Consider the following 18310-nt stretch of genomic DNA (forward strand, 5'->3'; position numbering starts at 1 on the left):
CGTCAGGTGCGAAGTACCTGGCCGATTTAACCGCGGCTAAACGTTGCTACCATCACATACCGAGCCATTCGGAAGTTGTAGCGATATGAAAGTCATCTCCCGATCGGATTCACCACCCTGTCCATCCGCTCTGGCCACTCTGTAATTCACTACTGCAACCCCCTCAACATCCTTGCCATCTGCCTCATTGGCACGCTTAAGGGGTTGTAGGACCAAATCGGCAAAGCGTGTCATCGTAAACATAAAGCCGTTATTAACCTGCGCCGGGGTAGACAGCTTGATGGGATCGAAATAAACAACATCAGTCAGTGATCCCGTGGGGGGCGTTGATGAAGCCCCCTCAAGAGTGCGAAACAGTTGCCAGGACACTTCGACGTTGTCCCCTACGCCCCACAATCCAGGGTTGCCTGGCACGCTGATACGTATACCGTTCCAGGGTTTTTTCTGGCAGTTGATCCACCCCCAGAGCGTGACATCAGGAAATTTTACCGGTTTGAAGCCAACGATTGGCTGGACAGCAACCCGCACATGCGTATCACGGGCACGATGGCGGTTGACGCCATTGAACGTCCAGTAGAACACCGCAATCGCGGGCCCATCTCCCGCAGCCAGCACTGCGGCATAGGGCACGGGGGAAAACCTGACGACGCTGCCTGCGGTATCGCCTGCCTTCACGGTGTAGGTAGCGACCACGTCGGCGTTATTACCCCAATACAATTCAAGTATTTCGCCTGGCTCAGGCACTGCATACAGCGTCACCTCGACAGTGACTGGCAGGTTCATGTCCTGGCGGGTCAGGATGTTGTCACCTGTTCTGCCTTTCACCACTACCGGCTTTAGCAATCGGTGAATAGGATCGGGGCCTTCAGGGTCGGGGCCTGCGACACTCAGGTCTATCTCGAATGCAACTGTTGAGGAGGTTGAGGTGATTTCCCGAGTCAGCGTGTAGTACACCTTGCAAGCAGTGCGCCCCGAAAAGCCATCGGCGGCCAGGATTTCCCACGCCACAGGCAACCTAACGGGCCAGGTGGCGGTGGACGGTACGGTGTAAGGTGCCAATGTGCGTCCATTCCAATAGGCTTGCAGGGTGTCCCCAGTACGCGCGTCTACGATACGTGGAATATGCACCTGCACACCGCGACGGGCGTCCTCAAGGTCGACCAAACCATCTTCAGCCAGCGGCACCTGAGGCGCAGGCAGCACAATTGGCTGCGCCACATTCACGGTCAGGGGCAAGGACAAGGAGATGGCTCCCCGATTGCTAGCGCGATCCATCAGCCAGTAGTAGAGCACTCGCGAACCGTTGGCTTTCCTGCGAACATCGTCGCCCCTGATCGTCAACTCGACAAAGCCCTGATCCTTGTGCGACTGCTGGATCTGCAGCCTCGCCAGGGGGTCGAACAGGGGGCCTTTCGACGGTTCAAGGAAGACTTCGATCACATCCTCCAACCGCACGTCCGGCCACAGCTCGACCCTGACGATAACCCTGTCGTTGTTGCGTACCAGGTAAGCTTGATCGATGGTGCGCGTGTTTTCATTCAATGCGGGGGGATTACCGGCCTGGCCGTTGTTGGGGGCGGTCTTGTCAAGAAACACTGCGGCGGGCTGGGAGGTCTCCGGGTTGAGTACCTCTGTGATCCATACCCGGTAGGAAACGTAGAAGATTCCTTGAGTGCGCAGGTAGGGCTCAGGTATAGCCGCATCCAGCGGAAAAAGGTCTGCGGGATCGGCCGTCATTGGCACTTCCCAGCTTCCAACCACTACACCGTTTTCAGCCCCACTTGATACGGCGCTGCCCCATATCAGATCAAAATGCAGTATTGCGCCATCAAAATAGTCTTGTTCGTAACCTGGCCAGGCACTCTCGATGAGAACTGCCAGCGGCCGGGTCTGATTGGCCAGTGGAATTGTATACACCCCTGCCTCGTCGGCCAGCAGAGGCAGTGCAGCAGGAACCCGCAATGTAGGCAGAATCAAAATACCGATCGATTGGCCGCTGCGGCCTGACCCCATCATGCTCAGTTTGGTCATCTGCGTATTCCTCGGGCCTGGTGGTCAAAACCATTTCAGGGCGCTGCTCGACTCTCACCTCTCACAGCCATGGCGCAAATGTAATGGCGGAATACGCTTCGCGAAACTGACAGAAATACCAGGTAGGTGCGCTTACAACGCCGGTAGCGCCCACTGCACCGGCGCCAGCCCGTGCTGTTCCAGAAACTTGTTGGCCCGGCTGAAATGCCCGCAGCCGATGAAGCCACGGTAGGCCGACAACGGTGAAGGATGCACCGACTTGAGCACCAGATGCTTGGTACCGTCGATCAGCACAGACTTGCTCTGGGCATGCTTGCCCCACAACAGGAACACGGTGGCGGGCTGGCGCTCACTGACCAGCTGGATGATGCGGTCGGTGAACGACTCCCAGCCTTTTTTGGCATGCGACGCGGCAATCGAGCGCTCCACGGTCATGGTGGTATTGAGCAGCAGCACGCCCTGTTCGGCCCAGCTCTGCAGGTAGCCGTGGTTCGGGATCGGGATGTTCAGGTCGCGCTGCAACTCCTTGTAGATGTTCACCAGCGACGGCGGCGCGGGCACCCCAGGCTGCACCGAGAAGCACAGGCCGTGTGCCTGGCCCGGGCCGTGGTAGGGGTCCTGCCCCAGAATCACCACTTTGACCTGGTCCAGCGGTGTGGAGTTGAGCGCATTGAAGATCAGCGGCCCCGGGGGATAGATCTCCTTGCCGGCCGCATATTCCTGACGCAGGAACTCACGCAGTTGCTGCATGTAGGGCTGTTCGAATTCGCCGCGCAGAGCGTCTTTCCAGCTCGGTTCGAGTTTGATGCGGTCATCGTTGGTCATGGGCACTCCCGTAGGCAATGGGGGCGGACACTAGGAAAGCTGCCAGCGCTTGTCAATCGATCCGACCGGCGACCGGCATGATCGCTGACAGTAGCCATACTTGTCGGGATAACCGCAGTGAGGTGGCCCATGGCCGTAGCGTTCGAAGTACTCACCGGCGTCGATGGCGCCCGCATCGGCGTTGCCAGCCTGGATGCGCCCCAGTCGCTCAACGCCCTGTCGTTGCCGATGATCGAGCAGTTGAGCACCCACCTGCAAAGCTGGGCCAAGGATGACGGCATCGTCTGCGTGCTGCTGCGCGGGCTGGGTGACCGGGCGTTCTGCGTGGGGGGCGATGTGCGCAGTCTTGTGGAGGCGTGCCGCGCACAGCCTGGTGAAGTACCGCCGCTGGCGGCGCGTTTCTTCGCCGCCGAGTACCGGCTCGACTATGACCTGCACCATTACCCCAAGCCTCTGCTGTGCTGGGGGCACGGGCATGTGCTGGGCGGCGGCATGGGCCTGCTGCAGGCCAGCACGGTACGCATCGTGACCCCGAGCAGCCGCCTGGCGATGCCGGAAATCAGTATCGGCCTGTACCCGGACGTGGGCGCCAGCTGGTTCCTGAACCGGCTGCCAGGGCGTCTTGGCCTGTTCCTTGGGCTGACTGGCGCGCCGATCAATGCACGCGATGCACTGGACCTGGGCCTGGCGGACCGCTTCATGGGCGAAAACCAGCAGGACGAGCTGATTGAAGGGCTGTTGCAACTGAACTGGCAGGAGCAGACCGCGATGCAGCTCAACAGCCTGCTCAAGGCGTTGCAGCAGCAGGCGCTTGCCGAGTTGCCGCCGGCCCGATGGCTGCCACGCCGGGCGCAGATCGACGCGCTGCTCGATGTCAGCGACCCGGCCTGTGCCTGGCGGGCGATCGCACAGTGGCGCATGCACGACGACGAGGTCCTGGCCAAGGCGGCACGCACCCTCACCGAAGGCTGCCCGCTGACCGCGCACCTGGTGTGGCAGCAGATCGCGCGGGCGCGCTACCTGTCGCTGGGGCAGGTGCTGCAGATGGAATATGCGATGAGCCTGAACTGCTGCCGGCATCCGGAGTTCAGCGAAGGGGTACGCGCGCGCCTGGTGGACAAGGACCAGACGCCGCATTGGCATTGGCAGGAAGTTGCTCAGGTCCCCCAGGCAGTGGTGCAGGCGCACTTCAGCAAGGCATGGGAGGGGAGGCATCCGCTGGCTGACCTTGTGTGAAGCCAGCGAATGCGATGTTCACCGGTGCGAGTTGCGATCGCCCCAGCCGTTGTCGCTGCGGCCCCGGTCACGCCCATGATCGCGCCCACGGTCATTGTCCCGCCCCTGATGCCACTGCTGCCCCTGACCATAGCGCGGGTTCTGGTAGTAACGCCCTGGGGCGGGGCGCACATTGTAGTAGCCATGCCCCGGTACCGGGCGGTACTGAGGCACGGGCGCCGGGCGGTAGTGACGCGGCGCGGGGGCGTAATAGCGAGGCTGCGGCACCACGTAGTACCCCCTGTTATAGGGATAACCACGGTCGTAACCACGGTATTCATAGCGGTCCACGGTGTACACATCACTGCGGTAGTAGCCCTGGCCACCGTAATACGGAGCACAGGCGGTGGTCAGCACACCCAGCACAACAATCAGCAAAAGTCGGCGATACATGGCGGCCTCCCGGACCGCTGAACTGCACATCCCAGCGGCGCTGGTCGGCGTCGATCGGCAAGCGTTCATCGACATAGGCTAAGACCACCGAATCGACGTGCCGTGCGTTTTTCGAAATAAATTGTGACAAGGCCGATACCCCTGAAAATCGTCCAGTTATTTTCTGCGCGCCCCTCTAGAATAAGACGCATCGGTACCCGCCACGGATCTGCCATGCCGCTTCGTTACGCCCTGTTCTCGCAACGCTCGTTGATGCTGGCATTGCTTTTGTTGCTTGGCTGCGGCTTTCTGGCCACGTCGCTGCTCAGCTACTTTGCCTCGCGCAGCGAGATCCGCGACAACATCATCAACACCGAGCTGCCGCTGACCTCCGATACCGTCTACTCCGAAATCCAGCGGGACCTGGTGCGCCCGGTGGTGATCGCCTCGATGATGGCCCAGAACACCTTCCTGCGTGACTGGGCCCTGGCCGGCGAACAGGACCCGATGCCCATCACCCGCTACCTCAATGAAGTGATGGCGCATCAGAATGCCTACACGGCGTTTTTTGTCTCCGAGGCCAGCGGCATCTACTACCAGGCCAAGGGCGTACTCAAGCATGTCGACCCGCGCACCGAGCGTGACCGCTGGTACGCACGCGTCAAGGCGATGGACACGCCCTACGAGATCAACGTCGACCTGGACATGGCCAACCAGGACAAGCCCACCGTCTTCATCAACTACAAGGTGTTCGACTACCAGGGCAGGTTCATCGGCGCGGCTGGCGTCGGGCTGACGGTCGAAGCAGTGATCAGGCGCCTGAGCGACTACCAGTTGCGCTATCAGCGTACGGTGTATTTCGTCGATGCCAGCGGTCGCATCGTGCTCACCGGGTCTGCCGGCGGCCCCGAAGGCGTACACAGCGGGCTCACGCTGCGCGAGGTGCCAGCGCTGGCCGACCTGCAGCAGAAAATGCCCGTGCCGGTGGAGGGCAACCGCGAATACAACCATGATGGGCACAGCCACTTTCTCAATGTGCGCCTGATCCCCGAGCTCGACTGGTACCTGTTCGTCGACAAGCGCGACGGCACGGCCCTGGACAGTGCACGCCAGTCGCTGTACATGAACCTGGTGATCTGCGCGATGATCACCCTGGTGGTGCTGTCGCTGCTCAATGCGATGATCCGTCGCCATCAGGACAACATCCAGACCCTGGCAACAATCGACAGCCTGACCGGCCTGCCCAACCGACGCGCCTTCGACCTGCTGGCGGCACAGGCCCTGCTCGACACCGAGCGCGAGCCCATGCCACTGGTGGCACTGCTGCTCGACCTGGACCACTTCAAGGTCCTCAACGATACCCACGGCCATCTGGCCGGCGACGAAGTGCTGCGTCAGTTCGCGCGCATCCTGGAAAGCTGCCTGCGCCATACCGACATCATCTGTCGTTGGGGCGGCGAGGAGTTTCTCGTGCTGCTCAAGAACACCGACGCCGACGCCGCACGGGCGGTTGCCGAAAAGATTCGCCTGCGCACCGAGCAACTGGCCTTCGGCTATGCCGACAAGGTGCTCGACCTGACCGTGAGCATCGGCTTGAGCGCCCATCGGTCCGACGATACCTTGCACACCCTGATCGCCCGCGCCGATGATGCGCTGTACCGCGCCAAACAGGGTGGACGCAATCGCGTCTGCTCGGAACTGTAAAACGCCGCCCCCGGTAGCCACCACCATGACCGATACCCGCCTGTGCCCCGCCTGCGGCGCCAGCAACCAATGCAGCCTCACCGACCCGCGCAGCGCCACCCAGGCCTGCTGGTGCTACAGCGTGCAGATCGATCCCCGCGTGCTCGAAGCGCTGCCGGCGCATTTGCGCAACAGTGCCTGCCTGTGCCCGCGATGCGCCCAGGTCGATGCCCGATTGCAGGCAGCCAAGCCTGCGCCGAACCGTTAGACTGCGCGCCCACCTCTGTACGCCCAACCGCCATGCGCCTCGACCGTTTTCTCAGCAACTTGCCATGTTTCAACCGCCAGCAGGTGCGCCTGCTGCTGGTGCAACGACGGGTGCGGGTGGATGGCGTGGCCATCGCCGACCCGCACCATGAGGTACGCGAGTTCAGCCGCGTCGAGGTCGACCAGCAGGTGCTGCAAGCCGGGCGTGCACCGCGCTACCTGATGCTGCACAAGCCGATGGGTTGCGTCAGCGCCACCGTCGACCCGCAGCACCGCACCGTGCTCGACCTGCTCGACGAACCCGACCGGAACGACCTGCACATCGCCGGGCGCCTGGACTTCAACACCACCGGGTTGCTGCTGCTGACCAACGATGGCCAGTGGTCACGTCGCCTGACCCAGCCCAAGACAGGGCTGGCGAAAACCTACTACGTCGAGACCGAGCAGCCGATCACCGACGCCTATGCGCCAACCTTTGGCCAGGGCATCTACTTCGCCTTCGAAAACCTCACCACCCTCCCCGCCGAGCTCACCCTGCTGGGCAGCCACAGCGCGCGCCTGAGCATCGTCGAGGGGCGCTATCATCAGGTCAAACGCATGTTCGGCTTCTTCGACAACAAGGTCACGCGCCTGCACCGCGAGCGCATGGGCCCGCTGCACCTGGACCCGCAGCTGGCCCCGGGGCAATACCGTGCGCTGAGCCAGGATGAAATCCTGGCCATCTGACGCCACGACCGCTCGGCAAAAAAATCATCGATTGCGCCAACGGCACTTGCGGGTTGGCCGGGCGCCTGCTTGAATCCAACCGTCAGTCTGCATGTGACCAATCGGTCACGAACGCAGTCCAAGGCACCTTTTTGCAGGTGACCGGCGCCCCGAAGCGCTGGCGTCCGGCAGATTGCCCACCTAACAACAATACCCGTCGACCAGCCGGCAACGGATCGACACAGGGCCCCTCGTTTCATTTCAAGGCGTATGCCTACCTGTCATGAAGACCGGGCAAGCTTGCTTGCACGGATACCCTTTTTGCGCCAGGAGTCGATGACATGAGGCCAGAAATTGCTGTGCTGGATATACAGGGTCAGTACCGGGTTTACACGGAGTTCTATCGCGCGGACGCCGCAGAGAAGACGATCATCCTGATCAACGGCTCGCTCGCCACCACAGCGTCTTTCGCCCAGACGGTGCGCAACCTGCATCCACAGTTCAACGTCGTGCTGTACGACCAGCCCTACTCGGGCAAGTCCCGGGCACACAACCGCAACGACCACCTGCTGACCAAGGAAACCGAAGGCCGGATCCTGCTGGAGCTGATCGACCACTTCGCCGCCGACCACCTGATGTCGTTTTCATGGGGCGGTGCCTGCACCCTGCTGGCACTGGCCAGCAAGCCGCGGCGCATTCGCAAGGCCGTGGTCAGCTCGTTCTCGCCGGTGATCAACGAACCGATGCGCGACTACCTGGAGCGCGGCTCGCACTACCTGCGCACCTGCGACCGCCAGCAGATGGGCAAACTGGTCAACGACACCATCGGCAAGCACCTGCCCTCGCTGTTCAAGCGTTTCAATCATCGCCACGTCAGCAGCCTGGCCGAGCATGAGTATGCGCAGATGCACTTCCACATCCATCAGGTGCTGGATCACGACCTTGGGCGGGCCCTGCGGGCCGCACAGGCCATCGACATTCCGGTGCTGTTCATGAACGGTGAATGGGACGAATACACCACTGCCCACGATGCCCGGCAGTTTTCCCGGCACGTGCGCCACAGCCACTTCAGGCCGATTCGCAGCGCCGGCCATTTCCTGGACATGGAGCACAAGGCGGCCTGCCGCGACACCCGCGAGGTGCTGCTGGAGTTTCTCGGCCCGCAACCGCGTGAAACGCGCTCCGCGTATCACTTCGTGAACGGCCAGCATGCGCAGGCCATCTGAGTGGTCGCGGCCAGTGTAGCGCCGGTCTGCGGCAGACCGGCGCTGCGGCTCGCGAGCCGCCGATTGCAATAAGGGCTTCAAATCGTCTCGCAGTTCTGGTACAAAGTGCGCCTGAAAGCGGGTGTCGTATAATGGCATTACTCCAGCTTCCCAAGCTGATAACGAGGGTTCGATTCCCTTCACCCGCTCCAGTCACTTCCCCCTCCCCGTTACAAGCCCCCTCAGCACTCGAACCATCCAACTGAATATGCTCGCAGCCTCACATGACAGTGGCTTGCTTACAGGCAGTTCTGGATAATGCCCTTAATCGATACCCCGCATCCAAGACGGATAGCAAGAGGGTGAAAATTTCAGTTGGGTAAATCCATGGGGGATGAGTTGTCCAAGCAAAAGGATCTTAGCCAGTTGCAGATCGACGGAGTTTTCTGCATCAGCCTGCGGGAGCGGACTGACCGTCGAGACCTTTTGACCCGGGAGTTCGAAGGCAGCGGGTTGAACATCGAATTTCTCATCGTGGACCGCGATAGCGAGAATCCCGAGCGGGGCTGCTTCGACTCCCACGTGACCTGCGCAAAAATGGCTCTGGAGCGTAAATATCGGCGGGTACTGGTGCTCGAGGATGACGCCACCCTGCTGACCTTCGACCCACGCCAGGTGCACCAGATCAACACCTTCCTGAACGGGAAGGAACCCGAACTGTTTTATCTTGGAGCGAATCTGGGGAGGGTATGGCTCACCTGGCACAGGGGAATAGCCCGTGTACGGGCCAAAGGTACCCATGCTTACATTCTGTCCAGCAAAGGCTGCGAGCACCTGGTCAGCCATTCACCCTATACGGGTACGGCGATCGACAAGGTCTATTCAAAGCGATTCCGGGCGTACATGGCCTTCCCCATGCTGAGCCAGCAACAACCCGAGGAGGTCGTTGCAAGCGACGTGCTGGCCGCTCGCTCCACGGACGGCACCTTCCCTGACGCCGCGTACTGGCGCGCAAACTGGCGCAGGCAATATGCAGAGGCGCTCAGAAACATCGGTAAGACGATGCTGTGCAGAGACCTCTGACAGCCGGTCCTGCGCCTCACCCTAAACCCGCCATATGGCGGGTTTTTTGTGGTCACGCCAGCCCCGGCAAGCAATTTGCTGCCCATGCACTCGGTAGGCGGGCAACGCAGGGCACGGTATTCTGCGAGAAACCTGCGCCCGCCTGATTCAGATCAACACCGCCCCCAAAGACCTTGGTAAAACCCACCGCTGCTCCGAAACATCACAAGGATCGGTCCATGTTTCTCTCCCGCTGGCTCCCCGGCCTCGCCAACCTGCTGCGTTACCGTGCCGAATGGTTTCGCCCTGACCTCCAGGCCGGCCTGTCGGTTGCCGCCATCCAGATCCCCATCGCCATCGCTTACGCGCAGATCGTCGGCCTGCCGCCGCAGGTCGGGCTGTACGCGTGCATCCTGCCCATGATGGTGTACGCCCTGGTGGGCAGCTCGCGCCAGTTGATGGTCGGGCCCGACGCTGCCACCTGCGCCATGGTCGCCGGTGCCGTGGCGCCGCTGGCCATGGGCGACCCGGCGCGCGTGGCACAGTTGTCGGTGATCGTCACGGTGCTGGTGGGGCTGATGCTGATCGCCGCAGGCCTGGCACGGGCCGGCTTCATTGCCAGTTTCTTCTCCCGACCGATTCTGATCGGCTACCTCAACGGTATCGGCCTGAGCCTGCTGGCCGGCCAGTTGGGCAAGGTGCTGGGGTTCAAGATCGAGGGCAACGGCTTCGTGCTCAGCCTGATCAACCTGCTCGAACGCCTGAACGAAATCCATTGGCTGACGCTGTTCATCGGCCTGGCCGGCCTGGCTCTGCTGATCTGGCTGCCCCGGCGCTACCCCAAGCTGCCGGCAGCGCTGGTGACCGTGGCCATCGCCACCCTGGTGGCCGGCCTGTTCGGCCTGGACCGCTTCGGCGTGGCAGTCCTCGGTCACGTGCCCTCGGGCATGCCCACCCTCGCCTGGCCGCAGACCAACCTCGAAGAGATGAAAAGCCTGCTGCGTGACGCCCTGGGTATCGCTACGGTCAGTTTCTGCAGCGCCATGCTGACCGCACGCAGCTTTGCCGCACGCCATGGCTATGCGATCAACGCCAACCATGAATTCCTCGCCCTGGGCGTGTCGAACCTGGCCGCCGGCGCCTCGCAGGGGTTTGCCATCAGCGGCGCCGACTCGCGTACCGCAGTCAACGACATGGTGGGTGGCAAGAGCCAGCTGGTGGGCATCATCGCGGCGCTGGTGATCGCGCTGTGCCTGCTGCTGTTCACCGTGCCCATGGCGTGGATCCCGCAGGCAGCCCTGGGCGCCGTGCTGCTGATGGCCGGCTGGGGCCTGATCGACGTCAAGTCGCTGAGCAAGATCTACACCCTCAGCCGCTTCGAGTTCTGGCTGTGCATCCTGACCACGGTCGGCGTGCTGGGCGTGGGCGTGCTGCCGGGCATCATCATCGCGGTGACCCTGGCGATCCTGCGTCTGCTCTACACCATCTACCAGCCCACCGATGCAGTGCTGGGCTGGGCGCCCGGCATCGAGGGCCAGGTGGACATCCGCCGCCACAAGGACGCGCGCACGGTGCCAGGGCTGGTGGTGTACCGCTTCGACGACGCGATCCTGTTCTTCAACGCCGACTACTTCAAGATGCGCCTGCTCGACGCGGTGCAGAAGGAGGTGGAAGCCCGCGCCGTGCTGTTCGACGCCGAGGCGGTCAGCTCGATCGACGTGAGCGGCATCGCGGCGCTGCGCGAAGTGCGTGAAACCCTGATGGCCCAGGGTATCGTGATGGGCATCGCCCGGGCCCGCGGCAGCTTCCTGCGGATGCTGGTGCGCTCGGGGCTGGCGCGGGAGATGGGCAGCGAGCTGCTGTACGGCTCGGTGCGGGCAGGCATTCGCGCCTACCGACTGTGGCGCAACAAGGTCAGGCGCGAGGCGGCTGTCGCGCAGTAAACCTTTCGCCGGCAAGGCGGGCTCCTGGCGATGTTGCAGGAGCCCGCCTTGCCGGCGAAGCGGCAGGGTCAACGCGGCTCACAGGCCTGCGGCGTCCCCTGCCCGCTACCGATCAGGGCGATCAACCCACACGGCAATGACCCACGCCATTGCAGGTAGTCATGCCCGGCCGGGTATTCCACCTGCACCACCGGATACCCCTTGGCCTGCAGCACGTCGCGCAACTGGCGATTGGTGTCGAGAATCTTCGGCCCCTCGAACAACCCCGACTGCAGGTAGAAGCGCAGCGGCGCACGCGGTGCACGCACGTACTCGCGGGTCAGCCAACCAGGCTCCATTCCTTCCGGCGCCCACCAGTACGACCCCGACAGGCTCAGCACATTGCCGAACAGCTCCGGATGCTGCAGCCCCAGGTAGGCCGAGGCCAGCCCGCCGTAGCTGGAACCTGCCACCACCGTGCGGTCGGCTGGGGCCGACAGCCCGCGCGCCTTCGCCCAGGGCATCAGTTCCTCGGCCATGAACCGCGCAAACTGCGGGTTGGGTGGCAGCTCGACCTGGCGCGACAGGTCGGTCGGGTTGGCGATGATCAGCGCAGCAGTGGGGCCGATCAGGCCATCGGCGAGCAGGTTGTCGAGCAGCGTCGGGGTGGGCACCTGCCGGGTGTAGGCATGCGCATCGAACAGCACCAGCAGCCCCTGCCCCGCCGCCCCCGGCGTCCAGCCCGGCGGCCGGTACAGGTACACGTCACGCTGGTTGCCCAGCACCTTGCTGGTCAGCACCTGGCGCTCCAGCGTGCCCCGGGCTACCCCGGGGCGCTGCGCCACCCAGGGCTGCGCCGGCGCGTCGGCAAGCTCCAGGCGCGAGCGCGACAGCCAGCGATCGCCACTGCCATCGGCAAAGCCGTTGGGGTTGAGCGGGTCCTGCCGGGAGCTGGCCAGAATCACCCGGCGGTCAGTGGAGGGCGGTACGTCCGGTGCCATCTGGTAGCTCATCCGGGTGCTGGAAGGCACCACGTAGCTGCGAAACCACACATCGCTGTCGCCCAGGCGCTGCAGCTCATCATGGTTGCCCGACGGTGCGCCGAACACCCGAACGTTGTGCCGGGCACCTCGCCACAGGAAGGTCACCAGCGATTGCCCGGGCTGCTCCGCCAGCGCTTCGACCAGGGGCGTACCCTGCTGCTCGCGGGCCTTCCAGAAGGCCTGGGTATCGCCCCCCTTGGCCACATGTGCCGCCAGCTCGCGCATCACCGGGCTTTGCAGGCGCGTCTGCTGGGCCTGCTGCTCGGCCACGCTGGTGACACCGGTCAGCTTGAGCGAATAGGCAGCCTGCGGGCGGGTGGCGATGGCTTCTGCGCGCACGCCATACAGGCCGTCGTGGGGGGCGATGAACATGAAGTCGCGCACCATGTCCAGCCCGTCCACCAGCAACCGCACCGGCTGGCCGTCGGCATCGAGCAGGCGCACGCTGACGTCGCCCTCCACGCGCCCCTGCACGAAGTCACCGGCCTTGAGCGGCACGGTCCATACCGGCTGCAGGCCCTGGCCGATGGCGCCGCTGACGCTGTGCCCGGGCACCAGCGAGGCCGCCATTGCGGCGCCTCCGGTCAGGCTGGCCAGCGCAAGGCCGGCGCAAAATGTCTTGAGTCGTTGCATGTACACCTCAGAAGTCGATGCTGGCCGAAAGTTTCAGCGTGCGCGGCTCGCTGACCGTGGCGTAGCCGTCGTTGAACACACCGGCCCAGTAGGCACGGTTCTCGACGTTCTCCAGGCTGGCGCGCAGCACCACGTCCTTGCTCAGGATGCGCGTGCTGTAGCGACCGCCCAGGTCATAGCGGGTCCACTGCGGAATCTTCAGTTCGTTGGCCGAATCCAGGTACTGCGAGCTGCTGTGGATGGCCAGCGCGGTCAGGGTCAGGCCCTCGACCCAGGGCGTGTCCCACTCGCCGCCCAGGTTGGCCGACCACTGCGGCACCCCGCGCGCGGCGTTGCCATCGAGCTTGCCGCCAGCGGTCTTGGTCAGCTCGGCACGGGTATAGGTCACCCCACCCAGCAGGCGTACGCTCGGCGTCAGCGAACCGAACAGGTTCCACTCCACCCCGCGATTGCGCTGCTGACCATCGTCGGTGTAACGGTTGCTGGCGGTGTCGAGCATCATGCTCGGCTTCTCGATCTGGAACACGCTGACGGTGTGGGTGAAGTCGCCCAGGTCCCACTTGACCCCGGCTTCCACCTGCTTGGACTTGTACGGGGCGAACTGCTCGCCATAGTTGGCAGCCGACAGGTCGCTGACCATGCCGCCCTGGGTCAGGCCCTCGATGTAGTTGGCGTACAGCGAGACATCCGCCTCCCACGGCCTGAGCACCACGCCCAGTGCCGGGGTCAGCGCATGCTCGTCATACGAAGGCGAACTCATCTTCTGGCGCACCCGCTGCGAGCGCACGCCCAGGGTCAGCAACAGCTTGTCGTCGACGAAGCCCAGGGTATCGGCCACGGCAAAGCTCGACAGAGTGTTGTCGCCGGTCTTGTCGCTGGAGCCGATGTTGCCGGCAATGATCGGTTTGCCGGGGTGATAGATGTTGGTCGTGTACTTTGCCCCGGTGACGGTGGCGGCGCGACCGATGTCCTGGTGCAGCAGGGTGGTGCTGAGCACCAGCTGGTGGGTCACCGGACCGGTACTGAAGTTGCCTCGCACACCCGCTTCGGTGGACAGGCTATGGGTATAGCCGCCCTGGTTGTAGGTTTCGGCGGTGGCGTCGCCGTTGCCGGAGGTGATGATCGAGCGCGTGCCGTTGAGGAAGCCCTTGTAGCGGGTACGCGCACCGCCGACGCTGGCGTAGGCCGTCCAGTCGTCCGACAGTTCGTATTCGCCGCGCAGGATCACCGCCTTGCTGATCTGCTTGGCCGAAATACCGTCGAGGATGTTGGAATCCGGCTTGGGCGCCTTGGTCACGTAGCCCAGTTTGCTGAAGCCGGCCATCATCGGGCTGCCGTTCTGCATCTTTTCGTGGCTTTCGTAGGCATCGAGTTCCAGCTTCCAGCCATCGCCACGGTAATCCATGCCCAGGGACGCCAGGGTGCGGTCCTTGGACTGGTCGTCGACCCCGGTGTCACCGCTGCCGTACACGCCGTTGAAGCGGATGCCCAGGCGGTTCTCCTCGCCCAGGCGCCGGCTCAGGTCCAGGTGCTCGGCCCAGTAGCCGTCGGATACGTAGCTGGTGGTCAGGCGCGTCAGTGGCGCATCCCCGGCCCGCTTGGGCACCAGGTTGATCACCCCGCCCACACCGCCGTTGGGGGCCATGCCGGTGAGCAGTGCGCCAGGGCCCTTGAGCACCTCGACGCGCTCCAGGAACTCGGTGGGCACATGCCCATCGGGCGCCAGGCCATACAGACCGTTGACCGCAAGCTCGGTGGAGTCGATGGAGTAGCCGCGGATCATGAAGTTTTCGTAAGTGTGGCCTTCACCGGTGCTGAAGCGCACCGACGGGTCGTTGCGCAGCACCGCGCCCACCGTGCCGCTCTGCTGGTTTTCCATGTGCTGGGCGGTGTAGGCGGTGATGTTGAAAGGGGTTTCCATGATGTCGCGATTGCCCAGCATGCCCACCTTCGCACCGCGTGCCACCTGGCCACCGCTGTAGAGCTCGGGCGGGTTGCTGCTGTTGCCCACCTGCGCATTGACCGTGGTGGCACCCAGGGTCAGCGCGCCGTCGCTCTCGGGGCGACGCAGGATGATCACGCCGTTTTCTTCGCTGGCCACCAGGCCGCTGTTGTCCAGCAGGCGTTGCAGCGCCTGTTGCAGGGTGAAGCGGCCCTGCAGCGCCGGGGCATTGCGCCCGGCCAGCCACTGGCTGTCGGCGGCAATCGCCACCCCCGCCTCGCGGGACAGCGCCTGCACCGCGCTATCCAGCGGCTGGCTGGGCAGGTCGAGCGCCAGCACGCGGGTGCCTGCGCTCAGCTCGGCCGACACGGCCGACAGGCTGGCCGCGCCAAGAGCACAGGCCAGCACCAGGTGGCGAAGGGTGCTGGGGATAACCGAAGAAGGCGACGAACGCGTGGTCCGGGCGAGGAAAAACGACATGATCTGTCCTTTGAGCTAGGGAGTTGCCAGGAAGACGCGCTAGCTGGCCACTACCCCTCAAAAAAATTTCAACGTAGCTGCAGCCAGGTGTACTCACCCTTCTGCATCAGGCTCAGCGGCAGCACCCTGGGCAAGGCGTTCAGCAATATGTCGGGGCGGTCGCTGGGGAAGCTGCCGGTCAGGCGCAGCCCGGCCGCTCCCTCGCCAAGCCGCACCTGACGGTTGCTGTAGGCATTGAATTCGTCGATCACCTCGGCCAGCGGTGCATCGGTGAACGACCACCAGCCCTGGCGCCAGTGCTCGGCGTTCGGGGCCGCCTGCGGGTGATGCTCCACCGGCCCCGGCACACCGGGTTCGCCCAGGCGCACCCGGTCGCCGGCCAGCAGTTCGCGGGTCTCGCCATCCAGGCCGCGCACCTTCACATGACCGCGGGTCACCGCCACCTGGATATCGCCGCCACGGTCGCTGACGCTGAAGGCGGTGCCCAGCACCTGCACCTGCCCCAGCCGGGTGCTGACCAGGAAGCTGCGCAGGCGCTCGTGGGCCACGTCGAAAAACACATTGCCGTGGGCCAGCATGACCTCGCGCTGGCCGTTGCTGTACTTCACCTGCACGTTGCTTTCGGCCGCCAGCACCATCTGGCTGCCGTCGGGCAGCAGTACATTGCGTGCGGGCGCTGCATGTTCGGTCAGCAGTACCTGGTCGAACTGTGGCCGGCGCTGCCACAGCCAACCCAGCCATGCACTGCACCCGACCACCGCCAGCAGGCCGGCACCCTGGCGCAGCAGGCGACGCCGGCCGAGGTTGACCGGCTCGGGGGCCAGCGAGCCGCGCAACTGCGGGGTCAGTCGATGGATCATCTGCCAACGCTGCTCGGCCTCCAGCCAGGCACGCTCATGCTCGCTGCTTTTGTTGCGCCAGCGCTGCAACTGCCCGCTCACCTCGCGCACACGGGAGGGGTCGTCACTGTGCAGCCCCGCCAGGTAGCCCAGCGCCTGCTGTACCTTGCGTGGCGAAACCGGCCGCGCCTCAGACATGACGGCAGGCCTGGCTCAGTTCGGACAGGTCGAACACCGCGCGGCCGATGTGCAGCTCCACGGCCTTGGCCGACAGCTGCAACTCGTCACACACCTGGCGATGGCTCTGGCCATGCAGGCGCACGCGCACGAACACCTCGCGGCGCAGGCGCGGCATGCGCTCGATACGCGCAATCAGTTGCTGCAACTGCTCGCGGGCAATCAGGATCTCTTCCACGCTGGGGGTGAGCACATCGGCCCGTGTCAGCCAGTCCTCCAGCGCCGCCAGCTCGCGACTGCGCCGGCGAAACTGGTCGATGCACAGGTTGCGCGCCGCCTGGAACAGCAGCGCACGGGCATTGATCACCGGGGCATTGAGGGCATGCGCGTAGGCCTGGGCAAAGCTCGACTGGGCAATATCGGCCGCATCATCGGGGTTGCGCAGTCGGCTGCCGAGGTAGCGACGCAGGTCGGTGTAGTGCGCGAGCAGCTCGTCGGCGACAGCCGCAAACGACGGCGCGCCGGCCGTCCAGGGGGTTGAAAGCGAGGTCATGGGCGTCCGGCGCGTGATAAGGCAGACAAAACATTAATGGGAATTCGTATCATTCTCACACACTCCCTCTGCCTTCGGCCAGCCCTCAGTACCCGGTGGCAGACACCGCAGGTTCCGGAGCGCTGATGACAACGCGCCGGCGTGCTACAGTCGCGCCCTGCCAACGTGCAACAAATCCCTACGAGATCCACATGCCCCTCGCCGACGTCGACGCAACCCTGGCGGCCTGGCCGCACCTCAATACCGCCCACCCGTGCACCAGCCTGCTGCTGGGCAACGGTGCCAGCCGCGCCATCTGGCGCCCCTTCGCCTACTTTTCGTTGTTCGAGCTGGCCCAGCGCGTGCGCCACAAGCCCCTCGGTCTCACCGACCAGGCACTGTTCAAATCGATGAACAGCGAGCTGTTCGCGCCGGTGCTCAGTGCCCTGAACACCACCGTGCAGGTCAATGCCGCGCTGGCGATCAGTTCGTCGGCACCGCTCAACCGCTACTACGCGATCAAGGAAGCGCTGATCCACGCCGTGCGCAGCGTGCACATTCCCTGGAAGCTGCTGCCCACTGCCCACCTGGCCGCGATCAACGCCGAGCTGCGCACCTACCAGGGCGTGTTTTCCAGCAACTACGACCTGCTCTGTCACTGGGCCGTGAACCAGGCGCCGCACGGCTTTGCCGAGCTGTTCGACGAGGAAGGCGATTTCGACGTCAGCCGGGCTCAGGGGCCGGGCACGCGGATGCACTACCTGCATGGCGGCCTGCACCTGCTGCGCACCCAGCACGGCACCACGCGCCAGCGGGCGGCCAGCGGCAGCCAGTTGCTCGACGGCTTTGCCATCAACACCCCGGGCGATGTGCCGCTGTTCATCAATGAAGACAGCAGCGACAACAAGCTGCGGGCGATTCGCGGGTCCGATTACCTGACCTGGTGCTACGCCGCGCTGGCGACGCAGCGCGAGGGGCTGTGCGTGTTCGGGCATCACCTGGACCGTGCCGACCGGCACCTGGTGGAGGCGATCAGGCAGGCGCAGCCGACACACCTGGCCATTTCGATCCTGCCGGTGAACGAGGCGGCCATCGTGAGCCAGAAGCAGCATTACGCGCGGGTGTTCGAAGCGTGCCCGGGCATCGAACTGCATTTTTTCGATGCCACCACGCACCCGCTGGGCGCGCTGGCGAATGTGCCCGCGCCGCCGCCCAAGGCAGTGGGGCGGCGTCGGCGCTAGGCCGGCCCCCACAGGAGGGCGCGAAGCCTGTAGGAGCCGGCCTTGCCGGCGAAAAGGCCGGCGCGACGCCCAACTG

The 18310-nt window shown here is 64.2% G+C and carries 15 protein-coding genes and 1 tRNA gene; 9 read left to right on the plus strand and 7 right to left on the minus strand.

The window, feature by feature from the left end; translation table 11 throughout:
- Window positions 1–36: 36 nt before the first annotated feature.
- Window positions 37–2031 (minus strand): hypothetical protein, encoded by a 1995-nt coding sequence (locus tag KH389_RS21345; RefSeq protein ID WP_100633574.1) that lies wholly within the window; start codon window positions 2029–2031, stop codon window positions 37–39.
- Window positions 2032–2163: 132 nt separating this feature from the next.
- Window positions 2164–2856, minus strand: coding sequence for a uracil-DNA glycosylase (gene ung / locus KH389_RS21350; RefSeq protein ID WP_078480616.1), 693 nt, complete (start codon window positions 2854–2856; stop codon window positions 2164–2166).
- Between the two features lie 129 nt (window positions 2857–2985).
- Between ung and KH389_RS21355 the strand changes: the two genes are divergently transcribed.
- Window positions 2986–4092, plus strand: coding sequence for an enoyl-CoA hydratase/isomerase family protein (locus KH389_RS21355; protein WP_213606200.1), 1107 nt, complete (start codon window positions 2986–2988; stop codon window positions 4090–4092).
- An 18-nt stretch (window positions 4093–4110) separates the two neighbouring features.
- Here KH389_RS21355 and KH389_RS21360 read toward each other — a convergent pair whose 3' ends face one another.
- On the minus strand, window positions 4111–4524 hold the full coding sequence (locus KH389_RS21360) for a hypothetical protein (protein ID WP_213606202.1): 414 nt from the start codon (window positions 4522–4524) through the stop codon (window positions 4111–4113).
- Between the two features lie 213 nt (window positions 4525–4737).
- Between KH389_RS21360 and KH389_RS21365 the strand changes: the two genes are divergently transcribed.
- The 7 genes from KH389_RS21365 to KH389_RS21395 all read left to right on the plus strand — a co-directional run bounded on the left by KH389_RS21365 (window position 4738) and on the right by KH389_RS21395 (window position 11368).
- Entirely contained in the window at window positions 4738–6207 is a 1470-nt protein-coding gene (locus tag KH389_RS21365) for a sensor domain-containing diguanylate cyclase (protein WP_043860086.1), read from the plus strand.
- A 25-nt stretch (window positions 6208–6232) separates the two neighbouring features.
- On the plus strand, window positions 6233–6454 hold the full coding sequence (locus KH389_RS21370; protein WP_213606204.1) for a cysteine-rich CWC family protein: 222 nt from the start codon (window positions 6233–6235) through the stop codon (window positions 6452–6454).
- A 32-nt stretch (window positions 6455–6486) separates the two neighbouring features.
- Window positions 6487–7179 carry a pseudouridine synthase gene (locus tag KH389_RS21375; RefSeq protein ID WP_043860084.1) on the plus strand — a complete coding sequence of 231 codons (693 nt, stop codon included), beginning with the start codon at window positions 6487–6489 and terminating at the stop codon, window positions 7177–7179.
- A gap of 320 nt (window positions 7180–7499) precedes the next feature.
- Complete coding sequence (locus tag KH389_RS21380; protein ID WP_213606206.1) at window positions 7500–8384, plus strand: alpha/beta fold hydrolase; 885 nt, start codon at window positions 7500–7502, stop codon at window positions 8382–8384.
- A 117-nt stretch (window positions 8385–8501) separates the two neighbouring features.
- A tRNA-Gly gene (locus KH389_RS21385) sits at window positions 8502–8575 on the plus strand.
- 187 nt (window positions 8576–8762) lie between these two features.
- Window positions 8763–9446 (plus strand): glycosyltransferase family 25 protein, encoded by a 684-nt coding sequence (locus KH389_RS21390; protein ID WP_213606208.1) that lies wholly within the window; start codon window positions 8763–8765, stop codon window positions 9444–9446.
- 218 nt (window positions 9447–9664) lie between these two features.
- A complete protein-coding gene (locus tag KH389_RS21395; protein WP_043860081.1) occupies window positions 9665–11368 on the plus strand; it encodes a SulP family inorganic anion transporter in 1704 nt (567 codons plus the stop codon).
- Window positions 11369–11436: 68 nt separating this feature from the next.
- Here the strand turns inward: KH389_RS21395 and KH389_RS21400 are convergent, their stop codons facing one another.
- From KH389_RS21400 to KH389_RS21415, 4 genes are all read right to left on the minus strand, one after another.
- A complete protein-coding gene (locus KH389_RS21400) occupies window positions 11437–13023 on the minus strand; it encodes an alpha/beta hydrolase-fold protein (protein ID WP_244988655.1) in 1587 nt (528 codons plus the stop codon).
- A 7-nt stretch (window positions 13024–13030) separates the two neighbouring features.
- Window positions 13031–15445, minus strand: coding sequence for a TonB-dependent receptor (locus tag KH389_RS21405; RefSeq protein WP_078480624.1), 2415 nt, complete (start codon window positions 15443–15445; stop codon window positions 13031–13033).
- 68 nt (window positions 15446–15513) lie between these two features.
- A complete protein-coding gene (locus tag KH389_RS21410) occupies window positions 15514–16482 on the minus strand; it encodes a FecR family protein (RefSeq protein WP_043859743.1) in 969 nt (322 codons plus the stop codon).
- Entirely contained in the window at window positions 16475–17014 is a 540-nt protein-coding gene (locus KH389_RS21415) for an RNA polymerase sigma factor (protein ID WP_088515504.1), read from the minus strand. Before KH389_RS21415 ends, KH389_RS21410 begins: the two co-directional genes overlap by 8 nt.
- 191 nt (window positions 17015–17205) lie before the next feature.
- On the opposite strand from KH389_RS21415, the gene KH389_RS21420 reads away from it, so the two are divergent.
- Window positions 17206–18234, plus strand: a complete 1029-nt coding sequence (locus KH389_RS21420; protein ID WP_213606210.1) for a DUF4917 family protein — start codon at window positions 17206–17208, stop codon at window positions 18232–18234.
- The last annotated feature ends 76 nt before the right edge of the window (window positions 18235–18310 follow it).

This window comes from Pseudomonas qingdaonensis (assembly GCF_018398475.1).
Lineage (GTDB): Bacteria > Pseudomonadota > Gammaproteobacteria > Pseudomonadales > Pseudomonadaceae > Aquipseudomonas > Aquipseudomonas palmensis.

Coding starts and splice junctions, on each gene's coding strand:
- KH389_RS21395 (WP_043860081.1), top strand. CDS start 9,665: ATGTTTCTCTCCCGCTGGCTCCCCGGCCTCGCCAACCTGCTGCGTTAC.
- KH389_RS21400 (WP_244988655.1), bottom strand. CDS start 13,023: ATGCAACGACTCAAGACATTTTGCGCCGGCCTTGCGCTGGCCAGCCTG.
- KH389_RS21375 (WP_043860084.1), top strand. CDS start 6,487: ATGCGCCTCGACCGTTTTCTCAGCAACTTGCCATGTTTCAACCGCCAG.
- KH389_RS21370 (WP_213606204.1), top strand. CDS start 6,233: ATGACCGATACCCGCCTGTGCCCCGCCTGCGGCGCCAGCAACCAATGC.
- ung (WP_078480616.1), bottom strand. CDS start 2,856: ATGACCAACGATGACCGCATCAAACTCGAACCGAGCTGGAAAGACGCT.
- KH389_RS21365 (WP_043860086.1), top strand. CDS start 4,738: ATGCCGCTTCGTTACGCCCTGTTCTCGCAACGCTCGTTGATGCTGGCA.
- KH389_RS21405 (WP_078480624.1), bottom strand. CDS start 15,445: ATGTCGTTTTTCCTCGCCCGGACCACGCGTTCGTCGCCTTCTTCGGTT.
- KH389_RS21415 (WP_088515504.1), bottom strand. CDS start 17,014: ATGACCTCGCTTTCAACCCCCTGGACGGCCGGCGCGCCGTCGTTTGCG.
- KH389_RS21360 (WP_213606202.1), bottom strand. CDS start 4,524: ATGTATCGCCGACTTTTGCTGATTGTTGTGCTGGGTGTGCTGACCACC.
- KH389_RS21410 (WP_043859743.1), bottom strand. CDS start 16,482: ATGTCTGAGGCGCGGCCGGTTTCGCCACGCAAGGTACAGCAGGCGCTG.
- KH389_RS21420 (WP_213606210.1), top strand. CDS start 17,206: ATGCCCCTCGCCGACGTCGACGCAACCCTGGCGGCCTGGCCGCACCTC.
- KH389_RS21380 (WP_213606206.1), top strand. CDS start 7,500: ATGAGGCCAGAAATTGCTGTGCTGGATATACAGGGTCAGTACCGGGTT.
- KH389_RS21345 (WP_100633574.1), bottom strand. CDS start 2,031: ATGACCAAACTGAGCATGATGGGGTCAGGCCGCAGCGGCCAATCGATC.
- KH389_RS21355 (WP_213606200.1), top strand. CDS start 2,986: ATGGCCGTAGCGTTCGAAGTACTCACCGGCGTCGATGGCGCCCGCATC.